This window comes from Streptomyces sp. NPDC020490 (genome assembly GCF_044335305.1).
GTDB lineage: Bacteria > Actinomycetota > Actinomycetes > Streptomycetales > Streptomycetaceae > Streptomyces.
Genome location: NZ_JBIRUY010000014.1, coordinates 173,416 through 193,195, shown reverse-complemented (window position 1 = coordinate 193,195; position 19,780 = coordinate 173,416). Strand labels below are relative to the sequence as shown.

21 protein-coding genes and 1 pseudogene are annotated in these 19,780 nt (G+C 73.2%); 11 read left to right on the top strand and 11 right to left on the bottom strand.

Going from position 1 to position 19,780, the window contains the following annotated elements; translation table 11 throughout:
• A pseudogene (locus ACH4ZX_RS17450) lies at positions 1 to 97 on the top strand (IS5/IS1182 family transposase); the annotation flags it as partial.
• A 168-nt stretch (positions 98 to 265) separates the two neighbouring features.
• On the opposite strand, the gene ACH4ZX_RS17445 reads toward ACH4ZX_RS17450, so the two are convergent.
• The 4 genes from ACH4ZX_RS17445 to ACH4ZX_RS17430 form a co-directional block, all read right to left on the bottom strand.
• Positions 266 to 751, bottom strand: coding sequence for a MarR family winged helix-turn-helix transcriptional regulator (locus ACH4ZX_RS17445; RefSeq protein WP_398272973.1), 486 nt, complete (start codon positions 749 to 751; stop codon positions 266 to 268).
• 190 nt (positions 752 to 941) lie between these two features.
• Positions 942 to 1,226 carry a DUF1540 domain-containing protein gene (locus ACH4ZX_RS17440; RefSeq protein WP_398272972.1) on the bottom strand — a complete coding sequence of 95 codons (285 nt, stop codon included), beginning with the start codon at positions 1,224 to 1,226 and terminating at the stop codon, positions 942 to 944.
• The gene (locus ACH4ZX_RS17435; RefSeq protein WP_398272970.1) at positions 1,208 to 2,017 is read right to left on the bottom strand and encodes a hypothetical protein; all 810 of its coding nucleotides are present in this window, start codon (positions 2,015 to 2,017) and stop codon (positions 1,208 to 1,210) included. The genes ACH4ZX_RS17440 and ACH4ZX_RS17435 overlap by 19 nt, the downstream gene beginning before the upstream one ends.
• A 32-nt stretch (positions 2,018 to 2,049) precedes the next feature.
• Positions 2,050 to 2,226, bottom strand: coding sequence for a hypothetical protein (locus ACH4ZX_RS17430; protein WP_398272968.1), 177 nt, complete (start codon positions 2,224 to 2,226; stop codon positions 2,050 to 2,052).
• Positions 2,227 to 2,475: 249 nt separating this feature from the next.
• Here ACH4ZX_RS17430 and ACH4ZX_RS17425 point away from each other — a divergent pair, with 249 nt between their 5' ends.
• The 4 genes from ACH4ZX_RS17425 to ACH4ZX_RS17410 all read left to right on the top strand — a co-directional run bounded on the left by ACH4ZX_RS17425 (position 2,476) and on the right by ACH4ZX_RS17410 (position 5,591).
• On the top strand, positions 2,476 to 2,916 hold the full coding sequence (locus tag ACH4ZX_RS17425) for a universal stress protein (protein WP_398272966.1): 441 nt from the start codon (positions 2,476 to 2,478) through the stop codon (positions 2,914 to 2,916).
• 341 nt (positions 2,917 to 3,257) lie between these two features.
• Positions 3,258 to 4,268, top strand: a complete 1,011-nt coding sequence (gene adhP, locus ACH4ZX_RS17420; protein ID WP_398272964.1) for an alcohol dehydrogenase AdhP — start codon at positions 3,258 to 3,260, stop codon at positions 4,266 to 4,268.
• Between the two features lie 118 nt (positions 4,269 to 4,386).
• Positions 4,387 to 4,803, top strand: coding sequence for a DUF1003 domain-containing protein (locus ACH4ZX_RS17415; protein WP_360755492.1), 417 nt, complete (start codon positions 4,387 to 4,389; stop codon positions 4,801 to 4,803).
• 131 nt (positions 4,804 to 4,934) lie between these two features.
• Positions 4,935 to 5,591 (top strand): DedA family protein, encoded by a 657-nt coding sequence (locus ACH4ZX_RS17410; protein WP_398272962.1) that lies wholly within the window; start codon positions 4,935 to 4,937, stop codon positions 5,589 to 5,591.
• A gap of 75 nt (positions 5,592 to 5,666) precedes the next feature.
• On the opposite strand, the gene ACH4ZX_RS17405 is transcribed toward ACH4ZX_RS17410, so the two are convergent.
• Positions 5,667 to 6,746, bottom strand: coding sequence for a Ku protein (locus ACH4ZX_RS17405; RefSeq protein ID WP_398272960.1), 1,080 nt, complete (start codon positions 6,744 to 6,746; stop codon positions 5,667 to 5,669).
• A 52-nt stretch (positions 6,747 to 6,798) separates the two neighbouring features.
• Here ACH4ZX_RS17405 and ligD point away from each other — a divergent pair, with 52 nt between their 5' ends.
• A complete protein-coding gene (ligD, locus tag ACH4ZX_RS17400; RefSeq protein ID WP_398272958.1) occupies positions 6,799 to 7,680 on the top strand; it encodes a non-homologous end-joining DNA ligase in 882 nt (293 codons plus the stop codon).
• A 150-nt stretch (positions 7,681 to 7,830) separates the two neighbouring features.
• Here ligD and ACH4ZX_RS17395 read toward each other — a convergent pair whose 3' ends face one another.
• Positions 7,831 to 8,634, bottom strand: a complete 804-nt coding sequence (locus ACH4ZX_RS17395) for a nuclease-related domain-containing protein (protein ID WP_398272956.1) — start codon at positions 8,632 to 8,634, stop codon at positions 7,831 to 7,833.
• 113 nt (positions 8,635 to 8,747) lie between these two features.
• Between ACH4ZX_RS17395 and ACH4ZX_RS17390 the strand changes: the two genes are divergently transcribed.
• From ACH4ZX_RS17390 to ACH4ZX_RS17375, 4 genes are all read left to right on the top strand, one after another.
• On the top strand, positions 8,748 to 9,254 hold the full coding sequence (locus tag ACH4ZX_RS17390) for a dual specificity protein phosphatase family protein (protein ID WP_398272955.1): 507 nt from the start codon (positions 8,748 to 8,750) through the stop codon (positions 9,252 to 9,254).
• A gap of 95 nt (positions 9,255 to 9,349) precedes the next feature.
• Positions 9,350 to 9,805, top strand: coding sequence for an SH3 domain-containing protein (locus ACH4ZX_RS17385; protein WP_398272953.1), 456 nt, complete (start codon positions 9,350 to 9,352; stop codon positions 9,803 to 9,805).
• Positions 9,806 to 9,848: 43 nt separating this feature from the next.
• The gene (locus ACH4ZX_RS17380; RefSeq protein WP_398272951.1) at positions 9,849 to 11,210 is read left to right on the top strand and encodes an FtsW/RodA/SpoVE family cell cycle protein; all 1,362 of its coding nucleotides are present in this window, start codon (positions 9,849 to 9,851) and stop codon (positions 11,208 to 11,210) included.
• Complete coding sequence (locus ACH4ZX_RS17375) at positions 11,207 to 12,679, top strand: penicillin-binding transpeptidase domain-containing protein (protein WP_398272949.1); 1,473 nt, start codon at positions 11,207 to 11,209, stop codon at positions 12,677 to 12,679. Before ACH4ZX_RS17380 ends, ACH4ZX_RS17375 begins: the two co-directional genes overlap by 4 nt.
• Positions 12,680 to 12,727: 48 nt before the next feature.
• Here the strand turns inward: ACH4ZX_RS17375 and ACH4ZX_RS17370 are convergent, their stop codons facing one another.
• Together ACH4ZX_RS17370 and ACH4ZX_RS17365 are read right to left on the bottom strand one after the other, a co-directional pair.
• Entirely contained in the window at positions 12,728 to 13,618 is an 891-nt protein-coding gene (locus ACH4ZX_RS17370) for an ADP-ribosylglycohydrolase family protein (protein WP_398272947.1), read from the bottom strand.
• A gap of 24 nt (positions 13,619 to 13,642) precedes the next feature.
• A complete protein-coding gene (locus ACH4ZX_RS17365; RefSeq protein ID WP_398272945.1) occupies positions 13,643 to 14,749 on the bottom strand; it encodes a ferritin-like domain-containing protein in 1,107 nt (368 codons plus the stop codon).
• 122 nt (positions 14,750 to 14,871) lie between these two features.
• On the opposite strand from ACH4ZX_RS17365, the gene ACH4ZX_RS17360 reads away from it, so the two are divergent.
• Positions 14,872 to 15,810, top strand: coding sequence for a diiron oxygenase (locus tag ACH4ZX_RS17360; protein ID WP_398272943.1), 939 nt, complete (start codon positions 14,872 to 14,874; stop codon positions 15,808 to 15,810).
• Between the two features lie 322 nt (positions 15,811 to 16,132).
• Here ACH4ZX_RS17360 and ACH4ZX_RS17355 read toward each other — a convergent pair whose 3' ends face one another.
• The 3 genes from ACH4ZX_RS17355 to ACH4ZX_RS17345 are packed head-to-tail and all read right to left on the bottom strand — an operon-like array spanning position 16,133 to position 19,628.
• Positions 16,133 to 17,809, bottom strand: coding sequence for an FAD-dependent monooxygenase (locus tag ACH4ZX_RS17355; protein WP_398272941.1), 1,677 nt, complete (start codon positions 17,807 to 17,809; stop codon positions 16,133 to 16,135).
• Complete coding sequence (locus ACH4ZX_RS17350; protein WP_398272939.1) at positions 17,793 to 19,106, bottom strand: MFS transporter; 1,314 nt, start codon at positions 19,104 to 19,106, stop codon at positions 17,793 to 17,795. The genes ACH4ZX_RS17355 and ACH4ZX_RS17350 overlap by 17 nt, the downstream gene beginning before the upstream one ends.
• A 57-nt stretch (positions 19,107 to 19,163) precedes the next feature.
• Complete coding sequence (locus ACH4ZX_RS17345) at positions 19,164 to 19,628, bottom strand: SAM-dependent methyltransferase (protein WP_398272991.1); 465 nt, start codon at positions 19,626 to 19,628, stop codon at positions 19,164 to 19,166.
• Between the last annotated feature and the right edge of the window lie 152 nt (positions 19,629 to 19,780).

Genomic DNA, 19,780 nt, shown 5'->3' with positions numbered 1-19,780 from the left:
GTCCTGGCGCCTGCTGCGCAAGCTCCGCTGCAGCACCACCCGCATCACCGACCTGGTCAAGGCCGTACTCGCCCTTCACCTGGCCACGTCAAGCTAAGGTTGGAAAAGCCTCATTGTCAAAAACTCTGGATCGACCGTGTCGACGGCGTCCACGATGGGCATGAACCCTCGTCGCCGTCCCCGGGGCCCCTTGGCAGCCGCCTGATCCGGCGGTGCCGTCGCTGCCTACCGCAGGTGCGAGGGATCCACGTCGGCCGACGAAGCGTCAGCCCGCGTCGAGGTGTTCGGACAGGCGGAAGAGCCCAGGCAGTGCGGCCGCCACCGCCGCGCGGTCGGCCTCGTCGAGGGCGGACAGGGCGGCGTCCAGCCGGCGTTCGTGGGCGCGGGTCCACGCGGCGAGCTGGTCACGGCCGGAGTCGGTGAGGGTGACGACGGACGCGCGACGGTCGGCCGGGTCGACGTCACGGGACACGAGACCGGCGTTGATCATCTGGCCGATGAGGCCGCTGACGGTGCTGGGGGCCAGGCGCTGGCGGTCGGCGAGGTCGCTGATCCGGGCCGGAGAGTGCTCGCCGAGTGCCTGCAGCAGCTCGACCTGTGCCATGGGCAGGGTCTCCCACGGGTAGTCGGTGCCGATCGAGGCGCGCAGCGCGCGGCGCAGCCGGGTGACGGCCTCGGTGAGCAGACGCGCGTCCGACGCCGCGTCGGCGGGCCGGGGCGGAGCGGCCTCGGAGCGGGGCTGCGCAGACATGCTGCAAGGGTAGCCGGGCCCGCATGTGTGCCCGATGGGCCGGTTCCCGCCGGGGCGTTCCCTGCTGGGCGGGCCCGGCCACGGAGGCTTCGGTGTCCGACGTGGTGTCGGGTGGCTCGTCACCCCGGCTCACGGCAAGGTCCCGGTGTGCGCGAGGCCCGGTGGTGCCCGGCGGCAGCGCATCTCGTACTCAGGCGGGTGCGTAGGTCAGGCAGTCGGCCTCGGTCTGCACGTATCCCACGGTGATGCCGGGGGCGCGGCATTCGAGGTCGGCGTTGTGCCGGCAGCCGGACATCTTGCAGGCCCCGACCCGGCCGGTGGCGGACGGGTCTCCGCCCTTGGACGGGGAGGCGAAGAAGGTGTCGCAGCGTGCGTGCCCGGGGTCTCCCACGGTGATGGCCATGGCGTGGCAGGCGTGCTCCCGGTTGTAGGCGCAGTCCTCGACTGCGCACTCGTTCACGACGGGCATGTCCATGGGTGTGCCCTCCTCGGTGTCTGTTTCCGGCTCGTGGGCGAGGGGCGGCAGGTGGCCGGCTTCGGCGCGCCGCGTCCCCCGTGTCGAGCGTGACCGTGAGTGCCGCCGACGGCCAGCGGACCTCCGCCGAACAGGGCAATCCGGTCAGCGACCGCCTTGCCGGGAGTGCCGTTCAGGACCGCTGACAGCGGTCCGGCCTGCCCGTAGCCGCGCCGGTACGCCCTGACGGCCAGCCGGCCCTGACGGGATGCCGGCACCGCCCCCACCGCCCCACCCCGGCCGGCGCGGCCGGCCGGTCGGCCCGCGACAGCACCGCGCCGGTCACCCGTTCCAGCCGTGACCAGGACGGCCAGGCCTGTCGTCCAGGCGTCCCGCACCCGCTCGGACTTGTTCCGGAGCACTGTGCCGCTCCTTCCGCGATCCGGTTCAGCGGGCGTCTCGCGCCCCGGTCGCCGCCTGCCCGGGCCCAGCCAGGCCGAGGTGAGCGCGACGGCCGAGACTCCCGTGAGGATCAGCGCGGACCACTGGGCTCCGGCTTCGGTCCCGCCGCCGGAGCCCAGGTGCAGGGCGAGGGTGACCAGCGCGACGCCCAGGGCGGTGCCCAGACCTCGGGTCATATTGACCAGGCCGCCACCGGTGCCGGACGAGCGGGCCGGGATCGCGCCCATGATCATGGTGTTGTCGGCCGGGGTGAAGGTGCCCAGTCCCAGCCCGGCCAGCGCCAGCACCGGCACCAGCCCGGCAACCGTCAACGGGACGACCAGCAGCGCGGCCGCGGCGGCGGTGAACATGACGGCGCCGAGCAGGCACCGGCTCCGGTCCGTCAGGGAGCCGGGCAGCAGCCGGTCGCGGCCGACGCGAACCCGGCGGGCAGCGCCGTCAGCACCGCACCCGCGGTCAGTTCGGAGCAGCCACCCGCGGACAGCACGACCGGCACCAGCACCAGCGGCCCGAACAGCACCAGGTAGCCGCTCAGGGCGCCGACCAGCCCGAATGCCACCGCCCGCACCCGAACCAGCGCCAGGTCCAGCAGCGGCGAGGCGGCCCGGTGCTGCCGCCGGACGAACCCCCATCTTGGACGTACGAGGAGTCGTACGGGCGGCCATGAACGCCAGATTACATCGGTAACCGAAATATTCTGGTGCCGTCATGAACGGAACCCATCGGCCAGGACAGGGCCGAAGGTCCCTTGGCGTGCGCGTGCGCACAGGTGTCCGCTGGAGGCAGAAGAGACCAGGGAGGTCAGGCAGTGGGCGGCGATTTCTCCCAGCAGCCGATCGTGGTGGGCGTGGACGGATCGGAGTCGAGCAGAGCCGCGCTGCGGTGGGCGGCCCGCCAGGCGGAGCTCACCGGTGCGGAACTGCGCCCCGTTCAAGCGTGGCGGCTGCCGCCCGCCCTCGGCATGCCGGCGGGTTACGGGGAGGCCGACTTCGAGGAGCAGGCCCGCGACAGCCTGCGCCTGACCGTGGAGGAGGTGCTGGGAGAGCACCCGGGCGTACCGGTCACCCCGCAGGTCGTGGAGGGCCACCCGGCCGCCGTGCTGACCGAGGCGGCCGAACACGCCGGCCTGCTGGTGGTCGGCAGCCATGGTCACGGCGCCTTCGCCGGGATGCTCCTCGGCTCGGTCAGTCAGCACTGCGTACAGCACGCCGCCTGCCCCGTACTCGTCGTACGCACCACCGAACGCTGATCCCGCCCTTGCCCGATCACCATGCCGCGCGGCATCGCCGAGGCCGCCAGGGCTCGCAGCGGCCCCTCGGGACCGTCCGGGCCCCTCGGGGCTGTCCGGGCCCCTCGGGGCTGTCCGGGCCCCTCGGGATCGTCCGGGCCCCTCGGGGCTGTCCGGCCAGGTGGCCGCCGTCGTCGCCCGCCGGCTGGAGCGGGACAACCTCAGCGGAGCAACCTCAGGGACCCATGGGGCCGAGCGGCCCACCGCGGGAGGACATGCAGCACCTCCCGTGCCGTGTCGTGGCATCGGAGGCTGGATGGGCACCGAAGCGAGCAGAAGCGAACAGCCTTGAGGAGCCTGTGATGAAGGCAGCAGTGGTCCGGTCTTTCGGCGAGCCGTTGGTGATCGAGGAGCGGCCGGACCCGCAGCCCGGTCCCGGTCAGGTCCGTATCCGGCTCGAGGCGTCCGGGCTGTGCCACACCGACATCCACGCCGCGCACGGCGACTGGCCGATCAAGCCGAACCCGCCGTTCGTCCCCGGTCACGAGGGCGTCGGCATCGTGGAGGCGCTCGGTGAGGGCGTGACGCACCTGGACGTCGGGCAGCGGGTGGCCGTGCCGTGGCTCGGCTGGGCCTGCGGGCGGTGCGAGCACTGCCTGTCCGGCTGGGAGACGCTGTGCGAGCAGCAGATCAACACCGGCTACGGCTGCGACGGCGGGTACGCCGAGAAGATGCTGGCCCCCGCCGACTTCGCCGCCCGCGTCCCCGACGGCATCGACCCGCGTGACGCCGCCCCGCTGACCTGCGCCGGCGTGACGACGTACAAGGCGCTGAAGGTCGCGGGCGTGCGGCCGACCCAACTGGTGGCGATCTCCGGCGTCGGCGGACTCGGTCACCTGGCCGTGCAGTACGCCAAGATCGCCGGAGCGACGGTCGCCGCGATCGACGTCACCGACGACAAGCTCGAACTCGCCCGGGAACTCGGCGCCGACATCCTGATCGACGCCCGCAAGGAGGACCCCGCCGAGGTGCTGAAGCAGCACGGCGGTGCGCACGCCGCCGTCGCGCTCGCCGTGAACGAGGCCGCGTTCGCCGCCGTCTACGGCGGACTGCGGCGCGGCGGCAAGCTGGTCATGGTCGCCCTGCCCGCCGGCGGCACCATCCAGGTCCCGATCTTCGACACCGTGCTCAACGGCACCTCCGTCATCGGTTCGATCGTCGGCACCCGCCAGGACCTCGACGAGGTGTTCCAGCTGCACGCCGCCGGGCGGACGAAGGTCATCTACGAAACCCGGCCCCTGGAGTCGGTCAACGAGTCCATGGCCGACGTCCTGGACGGCCGCGTCAAGGCGCGTATCGTCTTCGAGATGTGACCCTCCCTGCCCAGGTCCACGCGAGGCGGCGCCGGAGCTTCCCAGCCGGCGCCGCTCGCGTGTGCCGGACCGCAGGGGCTGCCGGGGCGTCCGCCCCGCTGTGCTGAAAGGTGCTGACATGGGCGAGCCGCGCGGCGCGGACCGGCATCACCCGGCGGTGGTGGCGCACCGCCTGAAGCGGGCGGAGGACGTGCAACTGCGCATCGCCGACGCCATCACCCGGTTCGCCGGTTCGATGCCGTTCGTCTACGTGCACGCGGTCGGGTTCGCCGTGTGGATGCTGTTCCTCGAAGGGAGCCCCTGGCCCTCGCTGACCCTGGTGGTGTCGCTGGAGGCCATCTTCCTGTCCACGTTCGTCATGATCGGGCAGAACCGGCAGGCCGCGTTCCAGCAGATGAAGGCCGACCACGACTTCGTCGAGCAGGAACTGGAGCTGAAGACCAACACCGAGCTGACCCGCGCGATCCACGTCATGACGCAGGAACTCCACCGCCGCCTGCTGGAGGAGCAGGACGAGGACCCGGTCGTGCGCTGACCGACGGCGCCGGCGACGGCAGCCGCCGTGGTTGCGGTTGCGGGCGCGGGCGCGCGGAGGTATGGGCGTACGGGGTACTCGTTCCCTCGTCGGCGGGGGCCGCTCGGGGCCGCCGCCGGGAAGGGGCGGAGATGCATTCCGTCGTCGAGTGGCTCACCGGGCTGCCGGGGCCCTTGGTCTATGCCGTGGTCTCGGCGCTGGCGTTCGCCGAGGACGCCCTGTTCTTCGGGTTCGTGCTGCCGGGCGAGACCGCCGTGATCGTCGGCGGTGTGCTGGCCGGACGGGGCGTCGTCGACCTGCGTCTGCTGATGGCCGTGGTGGTGCTCGCGGCGGTCGCCGGGGACAGCGTGGGGTACGAGGTCGGGCGGCGCCTCGGGCCGCCCGTGCTGCACAGCAAGCCGCTGCGGCGGCGCGCCCGGCACGTGGATCACGCGCGGGAGCTGGTGCGGCGGCGCGGTCCGGCCGCCGTGTTCATCGGCCGGTTCGTCGCCCTCCTGCGGTCCCTGGTGCCGGCCGCGGCCGGTGTCGCCGGCCTGCCGTACCGCCGTTTCCTGCTCTACAACGCCCTCGGCGGGCTGGTCTGGAGCGTCGGCAACGCCCTCCTCGGCTACGGCGCGGGCGCCGCCTACGAGCGGGCGGAGCGCCTGGTCGGAGGCACCTTCGCCCTGCTGGCGGCGGTGGCCGTGGTCGTGGCGCTCGTCGTCTGGCGGGTCCGCCGCCGGCGCCGGGAGCGGGACGGGCAGGGCCGGGCGGACGATCGTCACCGGCCCGCCGACGGGACGGCCTGACCACCGCGGGAGTCCGGCCCGCTTGCGCCGGTCAGGCCGACCGTTTGCGCCGTTCAGGCCGACCGTTTGCGCCGGTCAGGCCGACCGTTTGCGGGGCGCGGCCTTCTTCGCCGCCGTCTTCTTGGCGCCGCCCTTGGCCGACGTGGACCTGGCGGCCGTCTTCTTGGCGGTGGTCCTGGTCGCCGCCGTCTTCTTCGCACCCCGCGCCGACTTCGCCGGGGTCTCCTTGGCCGCCGCCGTCTTCTTCGCCGCGGACGTCGACTTCTTGCCGCCGGTCTCCTTCGGGGTCGCGCGCGCCGACTCGCGGCGGGACAGACGCGTGACCTCCGCCTCCTCCCCGGCCTCCGCGCCGGCCTTCTCCGCCGGCTCGCCCCTCGACTCCTTCGCCGCCTTGACGCTCTTCTCCAGCGCCGCCATCAGGTCCAGGACCTTGCCGCCCGCGGCCGGCTGCGGGGCCTCCGGCGGAGCCTCGCCGGCGGCCTTCGCGGCGACGACCTCCTCCACCGCCTCGCGGTACTCGTCGTGCAGGTCCCCGAGGTCGATCTCGCCGAGGGTGTCCATCAGGGCGTCCGCGAGGTCGAGTTCCTTGTCGTTCACCGTGACCTTCGTGTCGGGGGCGACGCCCTCGGGGGCGCGGACCTCGTCCGGCCACAGCAGGCCGTGCATGGCGATCGCGTCGCCCACCACCCGGAGCATGCCCAGGCGCTCCTTGCCGCGGAGGGCGAACTTGGCGACGGCGACCTTGTTGCTGCGCTTGAGCGCCTCACGCAGCAGGGTGTACGGCTTCGCGGCCTGGGCGCCGCCCGCCGCCAGGTAGTACGCCGCGTCCATCTGGAGCGGGTCGATGCGGTCCCCGGGGACGAAGGCCACGATCTCGATCGTCTTCGCCGTGGGGATCGGCAGGTGGGCCAGGTCCTCGTCGGTGATCGGGACGACCGAGCCGTCCGCGTCCTCGTAGGCCTTGCCGATCTCCGACTGGGTGACCTCGCGGTCCTCCAGCTCGCAGACCTTGCGGTAGCGGATGCGGCCGCCGTCCTCCGTGTGGATCTGGCGGAAGGAGATCGAGTGGTTCTCGGTGGCGTTCACCAGCTTGATCGGGATGCTGACCAAACCGAAGGAGATGGCGCCGTTCCAGATGGATCTCACGTGCAGCATCCTTTCGGTCGTTATGCACCATTGGTCACCATTCGCATGAGATTCTCATCGTATGACGCCTATCACCGAGGTGGAGGGGAGACGGGTCGCGCTCAGCAACCTGGAGAAGGTGCTGTATCCCGCGACCGGCTTCACCAAGGGCGAGATGCTGCACTACTACGCCACCACCGCCGACGTCCTGCTCCCCCATCTGCGTGATCGGCCCGTCTCCTTCCTCAGGTATCCCGACGGGCCGGACGGGCAGGTCTTCTTCGCCAAGAACGTGCCGCCGGGTACCCCCGGCTGGGTCACGACGGCCGAGGTGCCGCGGTCGGAGGGGCCGGTGCGGATGGTGCTGGTGCAGGATCTGGCGAGCCTGATGTGGGCCGCGAACCTCGTCACCGAGTTCCACACCCACCAGTGGCTCGTCGGCACGCCGGGGGTGGCCGACCGGATCGTCTTCGACCTCGATCCCGGGGCGCCCGCCGACATCGTCCAGTGCTGCGAGGTCGCGCTGTGGCTGCGGGAGCGGCTGGCGGCGGACGGGATCGAGGCCCTCGCCAAGACCTCCGGGTCGAAGGGGCTGCACCTGCTCGCGGCGGTCGCGCCTGCCCCTTCGGAGCAGGTGAGCGACTACGCCAGACGGCTCGCCGTCGAGGCCGAGCGGGCCATGCCCCGGCTCGTGGTGCACCGGATGACGCGGAGTCTGCGGCCGGGCAAGGTGTTCGTCGACTGGAGCCAGAACGCCGCCCGCAAGACCACCGCGGCCGCCTACACGCTGCGGGCCCGCCCCGAGCCGACCGTGTCGGCGCCCGTGACCTGGCGCGAGGTCGAGGACTGCGGCGCGCCCGCGCAGTTGACCTTCCGGGCGCCGGACATCGCGCCCCGCGTACAGGACTACGGCGACCTGCTCGCCCCGCTCCTGGAACCGCAGCGCGCGGGCAGCCTGCCCTGAGGCCCGGACGGCGGAGACACCAGTGGACCCCGGCACCCGGGAGCCCGGCGCCCGCCCACCGGATCAGCGCCCGCCCACAGGATCGACGCCCGCCCACCGGATCAGCGCCCGCCCACCGGATCGGCGCCCGCCCACAGGATCAGCGCCCGGTCACACCCGCGTCCATGTGTGCCGGTCGCGGGCCATCGCGTGCAGGGCCTCCACGTCGGCCGGCTTGAGGATGCCGCCCAGGCTGGCCAGATCCTCGATGTCCGCGTCCGTGACGACGCGGACCCCGCGGGGCGGGACGGGGACCGAGACCTCGGCGGGGCCGGCCAGGGCCAGGACGGGGCGGACCTCGGCGGTCAGGGCGTAGGAGGCGCGGCCCGCGTCGGCGCGCACCCGGCGCAGCAGCGGCCGGGGCTCGCGGCGGCCCAGGGCCACCATCGGGTCGGCGACCGTCACCCGCTGCTTGTGGGCGGGCAGCGCGTGCACGGCGAACAGGCCGCCGGGGCCGATCGCGAGGTGGTGGATGCGGTCACCGCCCGGCAGCGGGATCGAGTGCAGCGCGTGCCAGCCCGCGCCGTCCAGCCGGTCCAGGGCCTCGCCCACCGCCTGCTCGGCCGCGAGGGCCTTGCGGCGGGGGTCGGGGCGGAAGCGGTGCGGCGGGCCGGGATCACGGTCCAGGTCGATCTGGAGCGCCTCGCCGGGGCGGTTGGGCGCCAGGTCGTCGTCCGGATGGAGCGACAGCCGGGCCAGCTCGGCCGGGGTCGGCACCGGGGGCGGGCCGACCGTCACCGAACCGGTGAGGAAGGGGCCCAGGACCTCCAGCACGTCCTGTCTCCGGTCGTCGCTGAGCAGGTTGACCCGGCCCGCCTCCCGGTCGTACCAGGCGATGTTCCGGCCGTCCTCGAGGCAGACGTAGAGCCGTTCCTGACCGTGTCGCCAGGTCGGTATGACGCGCAGTCCGCTCATGCTCATCACCCCTTCGACCATGGGAACAGGCGGGGTGCTCCAGGGGCAAGAACCCGGTTACCTTGGAGAGGCGCTGGAGGCATGTTACGTACGGGCATGTTGGGGAGGCGTTGTTGCGCAGCCGCAGGAAGCAACCCGACGTACCGGCTCCGGACGCTCCGTGGAACGAGATCGTGCCCGGCCTGTGGATGGGCGGGCACGAGTTCCGGGGGCATTCCGGGCAGGTGGAGTTCGCCGTCGTGCGGGACGAGTTCGACCTGGTGCAGACCCTGCTGAGGCTGCCGGGGCACGGGCCCGATCCGGGCGTGGAGCACCATGTGTGGCCGATTCCGGACGGCCCGCTGGACGGCACGCAGCTCGCGGGCGTGATGCGCCTGGCGCAGGCGGCGGGCGACGCACTGGAGGAGGGCCGGAAGATCCTCGTCCGCTGTTACCACGGGTACAACCGCTCGGGGCTGGTCGTCGCGCACGCCCTGGTGCGGCGCGGGGCTTCCGCGGACGAGGCGATCCGGCTGATCCGGGACCGCCGTTCCCCCTGGGCGTTGCACAACGACCTCTTCGTCGAGTACCTGCGCGCCGGGCTGGCGACGGCGCGGCTGCTGGAGGAGCTCACCGAGTGACGCGCCCCTATGGCCCAGCGTGACGGGCGACGCGATCATTCCCCTCCTAATGTGGCGATCAGTCAGCTTCCATCCACATTCACGGAGGTATCGCCATGTCCCTGCGTTCCGCCCTCACGCGTCTGGCCATAGCCGCTGCCGCCGGTGCCCTCGTCACGTCGGCCGTCGCCACCCCCGCCCTCGCCGACGACTGGGACCAGGACGACGGCCAGAGCAGCGGCCAGTACGAAGGTCAGTGGGACGACCAGAGCAGCGGCCGGTACGAGGGCCAGAGCAGCGGCCAGTACGACGGTCAGCACGACGGCGGCCGGCACGACCGGTTCGCCCGGGGCGTGGTGACCGCGAGCACGCTGCTGCTGCGCAGCGCGCCGAACCGTGGCAGCCAGGTCATCCGCGTGGCCCACCGGGGCGAACACGTGTCGATCTTCTGCAAGACCACGGGCGAGAGCGTCCAGGGCGACCGGCTCTGGTACCTCCTCCCGGACGGGACCTGGGCCTGGGGGGCGGCGCGCTTCATCGAAGTGATCGGGGCGTCACCACGCTGGTGCTGAGCCCCGGAGATCACAAGACGCACTATTTGGGTAGGTTCCGGGCATGATCAACGCCGGAACGACCGTGGAGCGGACGGACGACCCCGCCCCCGCGGTGCACCTCCCCCGGCGCCGTGGCATCGAGCTCGCCCTCATCGTCGTCGCCGTACTGCTGTCCGTGTGCGGCTACTGCGGTGTCGGGCTCGCCCGGCACGGCGCCGTCCCGCCCGGCGCCGCCGGTTACGGCGCCGGGCTCGGCGTGCTCGCGCTGCTGGCGCATCTCGCGGTGCGGCTGCGCGCCCCGTACGCCGACCCGCTGCCGCTGCCGATCGGCGTGCTGCTCAACGGCCTCGGGCTGGTCCTGATCTACCGGCTCGACCTGGAGACCCCGGGCGGCCCGGCGGCCCCCGCCCAGCTGGTGTGGTCCGCGCTGGGCGTGGCCCTGTTCACCGTGACCGTTCTGCTGCTGCGCGACCACCGCCTCCTGCAGCGCCACGCCCGCGGCTGCGTGGTCGCCGCGCTGCTGCTGCTCACGCTGCCGATCCTCTTCCCGCCGGTCAACGGCGCCCGGATCTGGATCCGGATCGCCGGGTTCTCCATCCAGCCGGGCGAGTTCGCGAAGGTGCTGCTGGCGGTGTTCTTCGCCGCGTACCTGGCCTCGGACCAGGGCGGGCCGGGGTTCGCGGGCCGCCGCGTCTGGCGGCTGCGGCTGCCCACCGGCCGGGCCCTCGGCCCGATCCTCACCGTCTGGCTGGTGAGCGTCGGCGTGCTGGTGCTGGAGCACGACCTGGGCACGTCGCTGCTGTTCTTCGCCCTGTTCGTGGTCCTGCTGTACGTGGCCACCGGCCGCACCGGCTGGATCGCGGTCGGCCTGCTGCTGGCCGCCCTGGGCGCCGTGGCCGTCGGGGCGCTGGAGCCGCACGTGCACGACAGGGTCGAGGACTGGCTGCACCCGTTCGCCTCCATCGAGGCCGGCCGGGGCCCCGGCCAGCTCGCGCAGTCGCTGTTCGCCTTCGCCGCGGGCGGCGTCCTCGGCACCGGGCTGGGGCTCGGCCACTCCGTCCTGATCGGCTTCGCCGTCAAGTCGGACTTCATCCTGGCGACCGCGGGCGAGGAGCTGGGCCTGGCGGGCCTGTCCGCGATCTTCATCCTGTACGGCCTGCTCGTGGAGCGCGGCTACCGGGCCGCCCTCGCCACCCGGGACGCCTTCGGCCGGCTCCTCGCGGTGGGCCTCTCCTCGATCATCGCCCTTCAGGTGTTCGTGATCGCGGGCGGGGTGACGGGCCTGATCCCGCTGACCGGCATGGCGATGCCGTTCCTCGCGCAGGGCGGCTCCTCGGTCGTCACCAACTGGGCGATGACGGCGCTGCTGATCCGGCTGAGCGACTCGGCCCGGCGCCCCCGCACCCCGCAGGCGGCGCCGTGACGCGCCACATCCGCCACGCCGCCCTCTTCTGCGCCCTGCTGCTCGTGGCGCTGCTGGTCAACGCCGCCCGCGTCCAGGTCGTCCAGGCCCCCTCCTACGACGGCAACCCGGCCGACCGCCGCCCGACGATCGCCCGTTACGGCCAGCCGCGCGGCGACATCCTGGTCGGCGGCGAGGCGGTCACCGGCTCCCGCGACTCCGGCGAGCAGCTCCGCTACGAACGCACGTACACCAACGGCCCGTTGTACGCGCCCGTCACCGGCTTCGCCTCGCAGAGGTACGGCACGACGCTGCTGGAGCACACCGAGGACGGCGTCCTGTCCGGCACCGATCCGCTGCTCGCGCCGCTGCCGCTGTGGAGCGACCTCACCCGCGCCCGCGGCCCGGGCGGGCACGTCGTCACCACCCTGGACCCGGCCGCGCAGCAGGCGGCGTACGAGGGGCTCGCCGGGCGCAAGGGCGCGGTGGCGGCGATCGAACCGGCGACGGGCCGGGTGCTGGCGCTGGTGTCGTCCCCGTCGTACGACCCCGCGGTGCTGTCCGGGAACGCGGCGTCGACGACGCGGGCGTGGGCGCGGCTGAACGCCGATCCGGACAAGCCGATGCTTAACCGGGCAGTCCGCCAGACGTACCCGCCGGGTTCGACGTTCAAGGTGGTCACCGCCGCGGCCGCGCTGGACGCGGGCGTGGTCGCGGACATCGACGCGCCGACCCGCTCGCCGGACCCGTACACCCTGCCGGGCACCTCGACCGCGCTGACGAACGAGTCCGGCGGCTGCGCGGACGCCTCACTGCGGAAGGCGTTCGTACGGTCCTGCAACACGGTGTTCGCCAAGCTGGGCTTGGCCGTCGGCCGGGCCGCCATGGCCCGGACGGCATCGGCCTTCGGCTTCAACGACCCGGCGCTGCGCATCCCCTTCTCCGTCTCGCCGAGCACCTTCGACACCTCGGTGGACCGGGCGCAGCTGGCGCTGTCGTCGATCGGGCAGTACAACACGCGGGCCACGCCGCTGCAGATGGCGATGGTCGCGGCGGCCGTCGCGAACGGGGGGCTGGTGCGGCCGCCGTACCTGGTGCGGCGGACGACGACGCACGACGGCGACCTGGTGTCCCAGACGGCCCCGCCGCCCGCCCGCCGGGCGATGCGGCCGGCGACGGCCGCCCGGCTGAGAGAGCTGATGGAGGACGTCGTGGCCGCGGGCACGGGCCGGAACGCGTTCGTCCCCGGCGCGGTCGTCGGCGGCAAGACCGGCACCGCCCAGCACGGCCTCGGCAACGCCGGCACGCCGTACGCCTGGTTCGTCTCCTGGGCGCGTGGTGAAGGGGACCTGGAGGCGCGGGTGGCGGTCGCGGTGGTCGTGGAGGACGCGTCGGCGCAGCGCCGGGAGATCACCGGGGGCGGGATGGCGGCGCCGATCGCCCGCGCGGTGACGGAAGCGGTGCTGCACTCCCGCCCGGACCAGCTCTAGACAGCTCGGCAGCGGCCGACGGCACGGCGCGCCCTTCCAGCGGAGCGCTCAGGCACCGCCGGGCAGCGCCTCCCGGCGGTGCAGCCACTCCGGGGGAACGCCGTCGGCGCCGGTCCGGGCGGCGACGACGCCTCCGGTGATGGCGCAGGTGGTGTCGACGTCGCCGAAGCCCTCGGCGGTGGTCCACAGGGCGGCGGTCAGGTCGTCCGGGTGGCGGGCGGCGGACCAGAGGGCGAACGGCACGGTGTCGTCGGCGCGGACGCGCTGCCCGTTGCCGAGGAGGTCGGAGGCCTTCCAGGGCTCGGTGGCGAACGGCAGCCGGGCGGCACGCAGGAGCCCGTCCCGCACCGCGCTGTCCGGGGTGAGCGCGGCGACGGCCGCCACGGTCAGTTCGTGCCGTGCCGACAGCGCCGCCGCCACGGCCACGGCGACCGCCCCGGCGACGCCCTCCGGGTGGGCGTGGGTGACCTCGGCGGACAGCACCGCCTGCTCGACGACGCGCGGGAGGCTGTCGTGGAACCAGGCGCCGAGGGGCGCCACCCGCATCGCGGCGCCGTTGCCCAGGCTGCCCTCCCCGCCGAACAGCCCGCGCGCCAGTTCCGGCCAGCGGTCCGGCTCCGCGAGCAGCCGGGGCAGCAGGTCGTGCATGCCGTGGCCGTAGCCGCGGGCCGGATCGGCGTCGTAGCCGAGCGCGAAGGCCAGGGCGAGGTCCCGCTGCCGGATCTCGCCGTGCTCGTCGAGGACCCGCAGGACGCCCAGCGCCATCGCCGTGTCGTCCGTCCAGTGCCACCGGGGCTCCGGCGGTGTGCGCCGGGCGCGGACCTCCTCGTAGGCCTGGCGCGGGTCGCGGAAGAGGGGGAACCAGCGCTCGCCGAACGCATCACCGAGGGACAGTCCTTCGAGGCTGCGGCGGGCGGCGGCACGGTTCGTCGGCGTCATCCGGTCAGCCTCCCACGGCCGCCGTCAGCCCTCGGCTCCGGCCTCGATCGCCTCCTCCACCTCCGCCACGCGTTCCCGTTCCTCCGCCGCGAACCGCTCGGCGTCCAGCCGCTCCGCGATCTCCTCGTCCTGGGCCATCAGCAGATCCAGGTTGGAGTCGCCCATCTCGAACACGCCCATGTCGACATACGCCTGCTGCAGCCGCTTCCCCCACAGCCCGATGTCCTTCACGCACGGCACGATCCGGGAGAACAGCAGCTGCCGGAACAGCGCGAGGAACTCGGACCGCTCGCTGAACTCCTCCGCCTCAGCCCGCGGAATGCCGAAGTTCTCCAGGACCTCCACGCCCCGCAGCCGGTCCCGCATCAGGTAGCAGCCCTCGATGACGAACTCCTCCCGTTCCCGGAGTTCGGCGTCGCTCAGCTGCCGGTAGTAGTCCCGCAGCGCCATGCGGCCGAAGGCGACGTGCCGGGCCTCGTCCTGCATGACGTAGGCGAGGATCTGCTTGGGCAGCGGCTTGTCGGTGGTGTCCCTGATCATGCCGAAGGCGGCCAGCGCCAGCCCCTCGATCAGCACCTGCATGCCCAGGTAGGGCATGTCCCAGCGCGAGTCCCGCAGGGTGTCCTCGAGCAGCGACCGCAGATTGTCGTTGATCGGGTAGAGCATCCCGATCTTCTCGTGCAGGAAGCGGCCGTAGACCTCGGCGTGCCGGGCCTCGTCCATGGTCTGGGTCGCCGAGTAGAACTTGGCGTCCAGATCGGGCACGGACTCCACGATCCGCGCCGCGCACACCATCGCGCCCTGCTCACCGTGCAGGAACTGGCTGAACTGCCAGGACGCGTAGTGCTTGCGCAGCTCGCCCTTCTCCCGCTCGGTGAACTTCGCCCAGTATCTGGTGCCGTACAGGGTCATCGCCTCGTCCGGCGTGCCCAGCGGATCGTACGGGTCGACCTCCAGGTCCCAGTCGATCCGCCGCTGTCCGTCCCACTGCTTGTCCTTGCCCTTCTGGTACAGGGCGAGCAGGCGGTCACGGCCGTCGTCGTACTCCCAGCTGAATCGGGCCGCGCCGCTCGCCGGCACCTGCCAGAGGGGGTCTCCGGGGTCCTTGGCGTACAGCTCGTATGTCGGCATGTCTCGCAGGCTCACACGCGGTAGACGCGGGGTCAACAAGTCGCGCGCAGGGGATTGACGAGCTTGCTGACAGGCAGTCTCATAAGAGGCGATGTGACCGCCGGTAACGAAGCGAGGGAACGATGACGACCCTGACGGAAGCCGACGCGCTCGAAGGACTGCGCGACGCGCTCGGACTGCTCAAGGACCGGGAGCAGGTGGCCGAGCGGCTGCTCGCCTCTTCCGCCAAGCACTCCTTCGACCCGGACAGGGAGCTGGACTGGGACGCGCCCTTCGAGGAGGGCAAGTGGTTCTGGCCGCCGGAGCTGGTGTCGCTGTACGACACGCCGATGTGGAAGCGGATGGGCGAGGAGCAGCGCATCCTGCTCTCCCAGCACGAGGCCGCGTCCCTGGCCTCGCTCGGCATCTGGTTCGAGCTGATCCTCATGCAGCTCCTGGTCCGGCACATCTACGACAAGTCGGCCACCAGCGCCCACGTCCGCTACGCCCTCACCGAGATCGAGGACGAGTGCCGGCACTCGAAGATGTTCGCCCGCCTGATCTCGCACGGCGGCACCCCCTGGTACCCGGTGAGCCGGACGCACCAGCACCTGGGCCGCCTGTTCAAGACGATCTCCACCACGCCCGGCTCCTTCACCGCCACCCTGCTCGGCGAGGAGGTCCTGGACTGGATGCAGCGCCTGACCTTCCCGGACGAGCGCGTCCAGACCCTCATCCGGGGCGTCACCCGCATCCACGTCGTGGAGGAGGCCCGCCACGTCCGCTACGCCCGCGAGGAGCTGCGCCGCCAGATGGTGACCGCCCCGCGCTGGTCGCAGGAGTTCACCCGGGTCACCTCCGGCGAGTTCGCCCGCGTCTTCTCCGTCGCCTTCATCAACCCCGACGTCTACACGAACGTAGGCCTGGACAAGCGCGAGGCCATGGCACAGGTGAAGGCCAGCGCCCACCGCCGCGAGGTCATGCAGACCGGCGCGAAGCGCCTGACGGACTTCCTGGACGACATCGGCGTCCTGCGCGGCGTGGGCCGCCGCCTGTGGAAGTCGTCGGGCCTCCTGGCGTAGCGGTGTCCGGGCCGTCGCGCGACCCGCGCCCGCCGACGGCGGGAAGGGGACGGGACGGGGGTGTCCGCCCGCAGCGGTTGGCGCGTCAACCCCCGCACCTCCCGAACCCCCGATTCCGCGCCGTTCCGAGGACGGACACCCCCGTCCCGGCCCCGACGTACACGCACCGCAGGCGCAACGCGCACCCCCCGATACCCGCGCATGCCGCCGCAGGCACTGCGCACCCCCACCGAACCCGCACAGCCGCCGCAGGCACTGCGCACCCCCACCGAACCCCCACAGCCGCCGCAGGCACCCCGCACCCCCGCGGACGCGAAGCGCGTCACACCTGCTCGGCCCCCGCGACCTCGGCGTCCGAAGGCTCCGCCTCCCGAACGTCCCCGCCCACAGCGCCGTCCGCCGGAAGAACGCCGAAATCCGAAGGAACGACAGGCCCCTCCGCCCCGCACCACTGATGCAGCGCCCGCCGCACCCGCTCCTCGCAGCCGTCCGGGTCCGACTCGCCGTCCACCCAAGCCGCATAGCCGTCGGGCCGGACCAACAGCGCGGCCACGCCACCTAGTCCGGCCACCGGCCCGGCGACCCGGACCGGACAGACCCGCGACCCCCAGGCCTCGGCGAGCGAGGCGGCCCGCCCGTCCGCGGTGAGGTCGAGCAGCAGAAAGCGGCCGTCGCGCATCAGCTCGTACAGCCGTACCGGAGCCGCCTCCGGCCGCGGCACCGTCATATCCGGCACCCGCTGCCCCGAACGCACCCGCACACCACGTCCGAGCCCGCCACGCCCAAGTCCGCCACGCCCAAGTCCGCCACGTCCGAGCCCGCCACGCCCAAGTCCGCCACGCCCGCCGTACCCCGACCGCAGCCCCGATACCGCCTCCCCGGCGAACCGGCGGATCCGCCGCTGCCCGAGGAGCCGCCCCAGCATCACCCGGCGCAGCGTGGTCACCGCCGCCGACGGACTGGTGGCCATCCAGGTCGCCCGGTCGGTGGCCCGCAGGATGCGCTCGGCCTGCGGCCGCCGCTCGGCCTCGTAGGAGTCGAGCAGCCCCGCCGGCGCCCACCCCTGCACCGCCGCGGCCAGCTTCCAGCCCAGGTTCACCGCGTCCTGGATGCCCAGGTTCAGCCCCTGCCCGCCCAGCGGCGAGTGCAGGTGCGCCGCGTCCCCGGCGAGCAGCACCCGCCCGGACCGGTACTGGTCCGCGATCCGCTGGTGGATCTTGAACCGGGCGAGCCAGACGGGATCGTACGGCTCCGGGTCGAAACCCAGCGACCGCGTCATCAGCTCGGCCAGTTCCTCCACCGTCACCGGCTCCCGCGTCCACGGCCGGTCCCGGCGCGCCACCGCGATCCGGTACAGCCCGTCGCCGTACGGCACGGTCACCACCACTCCGCCGCCGCCGGACACCATCAGCACGTCGTCCGGCGGCTGCCGGCGCAGCCGTACGTCGGCGAGGACCGGCGAGATGTCGTAGGAACGGCCGCGGAACGCGATGCCCGACAGCTCGCGCACGGCGCTGTGCGCGCCGTCGCAGCCGACGACGTAGTCGGCGCTCTCCTCCCACTCCCCGCTCTCGCCCCGCACCTGCACCGAGACGCCGGAGCCGTCCTGCTCCAGGCCGTACACCTCGGCCCCGCGCTGGATGATCACCCCGAGGTCGAGGGCCCGCTGCTGCAGCACCTCCTCGGTACGGCTCTGCGGCACGACGTGCAGCGCGGGGAAGCGCGTGTCGAGTTCGGTGAAGTCGACGACCGCGCCGCGCGCGGGCACCATGCGGCCCACCGGCCGCCCGACGGCCGACAGCGCGTCGGCGTGCCCGCGCAGGTCGAGCACCTCCATGGTCCTGCTGTACAGGCCCATGGCGCGGGACTGCTCGGACGTGGTCAGGCGGCGTTCGAGCACGGTGCAGGACACTCCGGCGGCGGCCAGCTCACAGGCCAGCGCGAGTCCGGTGGGTCCGGCTCCGGCGATGATGACGGACTGTTCAGGGGCGTTGCCCACGGGTTCCTCCTTGGACGTCGGTCAGCGGTTCGGCCTGGACGGGCCGGACGCCGGATTCGGCGGCGGGACCGCTGAACCGGGCCGCCCACGCACCGGCGCCGAGCACGAGGGCGCCGAGCAGCAGCCAGCCCGGGGCGCCGGGCCGCACCACGAGGAAGGTGACGACCAGCGGCCCGTAGGTGTTGCGGGCGGCGTTGCCCAGGCTGAAGAAGGCGAGGTAGACCTGGCGCCGGTCCTCGGGGGCGAGCTCGTAGGAGATCGCCCAGGCCCCCGCCTGCTGGTGCATCTCCGCGAACGCCTGGAAGGCCACCGCGACGAGCAGCAGCGCGACGGCGGCAGCCGTCGGCAGCGAGCCGGTGACGGCCAGCCCGCAGCAGCTCACGGCGAGCAGCACACCGCTCAGCCGGAGGGCGCGGCCGCCGTCCTCGGCGGTCTGCGTGGCGCGGGTCGCCCGCACCTGGAAGAGCACCACGACGACGGTGTTGAGCACCACCGCCCAGGCGATCACGGCGTGGGGCAGGCGGTCGTGGGCGAGCACCCACAGCGGAACGCCCGCCGTCAGCACGGTCACGTGCAGGCTCACCACGGAGTTGAGCACGGTCAGCGCGGCGAAGCGGCGGTCCCGGAACACCCCGAGCCGCCGCCGCCAGGGCAGCGGCCGACTCCCACCCGGTGCTCCGCCCGGCGCCCCGCCCCCGCCCCCGGCCCCGCCCGGCACCCCGGTGCGCAGCCGGCCGACCAGCACCGCGGCGATCACGAACGACGCCGAGTTGGCGTACACCACCGCGAGGTACACCGGGTCGCTGTCGGAGACGAGCGCCGCGCCCGCCACCAGACCGCCCAGCGCCAGGCCCAGGTTCTGCAGCGAGCGCGCCCGGCCCATCGCCCGCACCCGCTGCCCGCCGTCCACGGCCGCCCCGAACAGCCCCTGCACCAGCGGCGAGGCGGCCCGGTCGGCCACCGCGAGCAGGGACACCACGCACAGGAACGGCACGAAGCCGGAGGCGAACGGGTACACGGTCAGCAGCGCCGCCCGCACCAGGTGCGCGGCGATCAGCATCCGGCGCGCGCCGGCCCGGTCCGCCAGGATCCCGGTGGGCACCAGCAGCGCGAACGACAGCGCGCCCGCGACGGACAGCCCGACGCCCACCTGGCCGTCGCCCAGGTCGAGGTAGCGGGTGAGGAAGACGACGGACACCGACATGTACAGCCCGCTGCCGAGGGCGTCGACGAACACGGCGGCGAGCAGGGCGAGCACCGTGCGCGGCAGCCGCTCCCGTGCGGCCTCACTGTTCATGTCGGCTCCCGGTCAGAGCAGTCGGTCGAGGAGAACGCACCGGCCGAACGCCCGGCGTCAGCCGGAGTCGGACGGGGCGTAGTAGTCACGCATCAGGTCGTCCACCCACTCCGGCTGTACGACCTCCTCGCGCGGCCCGAACTGCCGCAGGTAGGGCTTGATGTCGAGTACCGGAGTGCCGTCCACCGCGTCGAGCCCCACGACGTGCACGTCGAGCCCGTCCACCTTCACCAGCCGGCAGCGCGAGACACCGATGCGGTTGGGCCGGTTCTTGCCGCGCTGGGCGAAGATCCCGGCGAGCGGCCAGTCGGGGTTGTTGCGCGGGTGCCGGGCGGACGTCTGCACCTTCTCCGGCGGGACCCGGTGGAAGTGGAAGACGACCTCGAGGTGGGAGAAGGAGTCGAGGGAGAGCAGCGCCTCGGGGGTGAACCGGCGCTCGTCCAGCCGGATCACCGCGGGTACGTCTCCCCAGTGGTCGTCGGTGAGTTCGCGCCGCTCACTGTGGACATGGGCGACGGGCACCAGCTCGTCGATCCCCGCGGGGACCGCTGCCGCGGGGACCGCTGCCGCGGGGACCGCCGTCGCGGCGTCCGCCGCCGTGGCCTCCGCCGCCCAGACCTCGCCACGCACCAGCAACTCGCCCGCGGCGACGCGCTGCACGGCCAGGTAGATCT

Bases quoted from the DNA above. Each gene is read 5' to 3' on its own strand.
- ACH4ZX_RS17440 (WP_398272972.1), bottom strand. From the start codon at position 1,226: ATGGACATGCCCGTCGTGAACGAGTGCGCAGTCGAGGACTGCGCCTAC.
- ACH4ZX_RS17365 (WP_398272945.1), bottom strand. From the start codon at position 14,749: ATGCCGACATACGAGCTGTACGCCAAGGACCCCGGAGACCCCCTCTGG.
- ACH4ZX_RS17415 (WP_360755492.1), top strand. From the start codon at position 4,387: ATGGGCGAGCCGCGCGGCGCGGACCGGCATCACCCGGCGGTGGTGGCG.
- ACH4ZX_RS17435 (WP_398272970.1), bottom strand. From the start codon at position 2,017: ATGTTCACCGCCGCCGCGGCCGCGCTGCTGGTCGTCCCGTTGACGGTT.
- ACH4ZX_RS17360 (WP_398272943.1), top strand. From the start codon at position 14,872: ATGACGACCCTGACGGAAGCCGACGCGCTCGAAGGACTGCGCGACGCG.
- ACH4ZX_RS17370 (WP_398272947.1), bottom strand. From the start codon at position 13,618: ATGACGCCGACGAACCGTGCCGCCGCCCGCCGCAGCCTCGAAGGACTG.
- ACH4ZX_RS17405 (WP_398272960.1), bottom strand. From the start codon at position 6,746: ATGCTGCACGTGAGATCCATCTGGAACGGCGCCATCTCCTTCGGTTTG.
- ACH4ZX_RS17350 (WP_398272939.1), bottom strand. From the start codon at position 19,106: ATGAACAGTGAGGCCGCACGGGAGCGGCTGCCGCGCACGGTGCTCGCC.
- ACH4ZX_RS17380 (WP_398272951.1), top strand. From the start codon at position 9,849: ATGATCAACGCCGGAACGACCGTGGAGCGGACGGACGACCCCGCCCCC.
- ACH4ZX_RS17395 (WP_398272956.1), bottom strand. From the start codon at position 8,634: ATGAGCGGACTGCGCGTCATACCGACCTGGCGACACGGTCAGGAACGG.
- ligD (WP_398272958.1), top strand. From the start codon at position 6,799: ATGACGCCTATCACCGAGGTGGAGGGGAGACGGGTCGCGCTCAGCAAC.
- ACH4ZX_RS17385 (WP_398272953.1), top strand. From the start codon at position 9,350: ATGTCCCTGCGTTCCGCCCTCACGCGTCTGGCCATAGCCGCTGCCGCC.
- ACH4ZX_RS17410 (WP_398272962.1), top strand. From the start codon at position 4,935: ATGCATTCCGTCGTCGAGTGGCTCACCGGGCTGCCGGGGCCCTTGGTC.
- ACH4ZX_RS17445 (WP_398272973.1), bottom strand. From the start codon at position 751: ATGTCTGCGCAGCCCCGCTCCGAGGCCGCTCCGCCCCGGCCCGCCGAC.
- adhP (WP_398272964.1), top strand. From the start codon at position 3,258: ATGAAGGCAGCAGTGGTCCGGTCTTTCGGCGAGCCGTTGGTGATCGAG.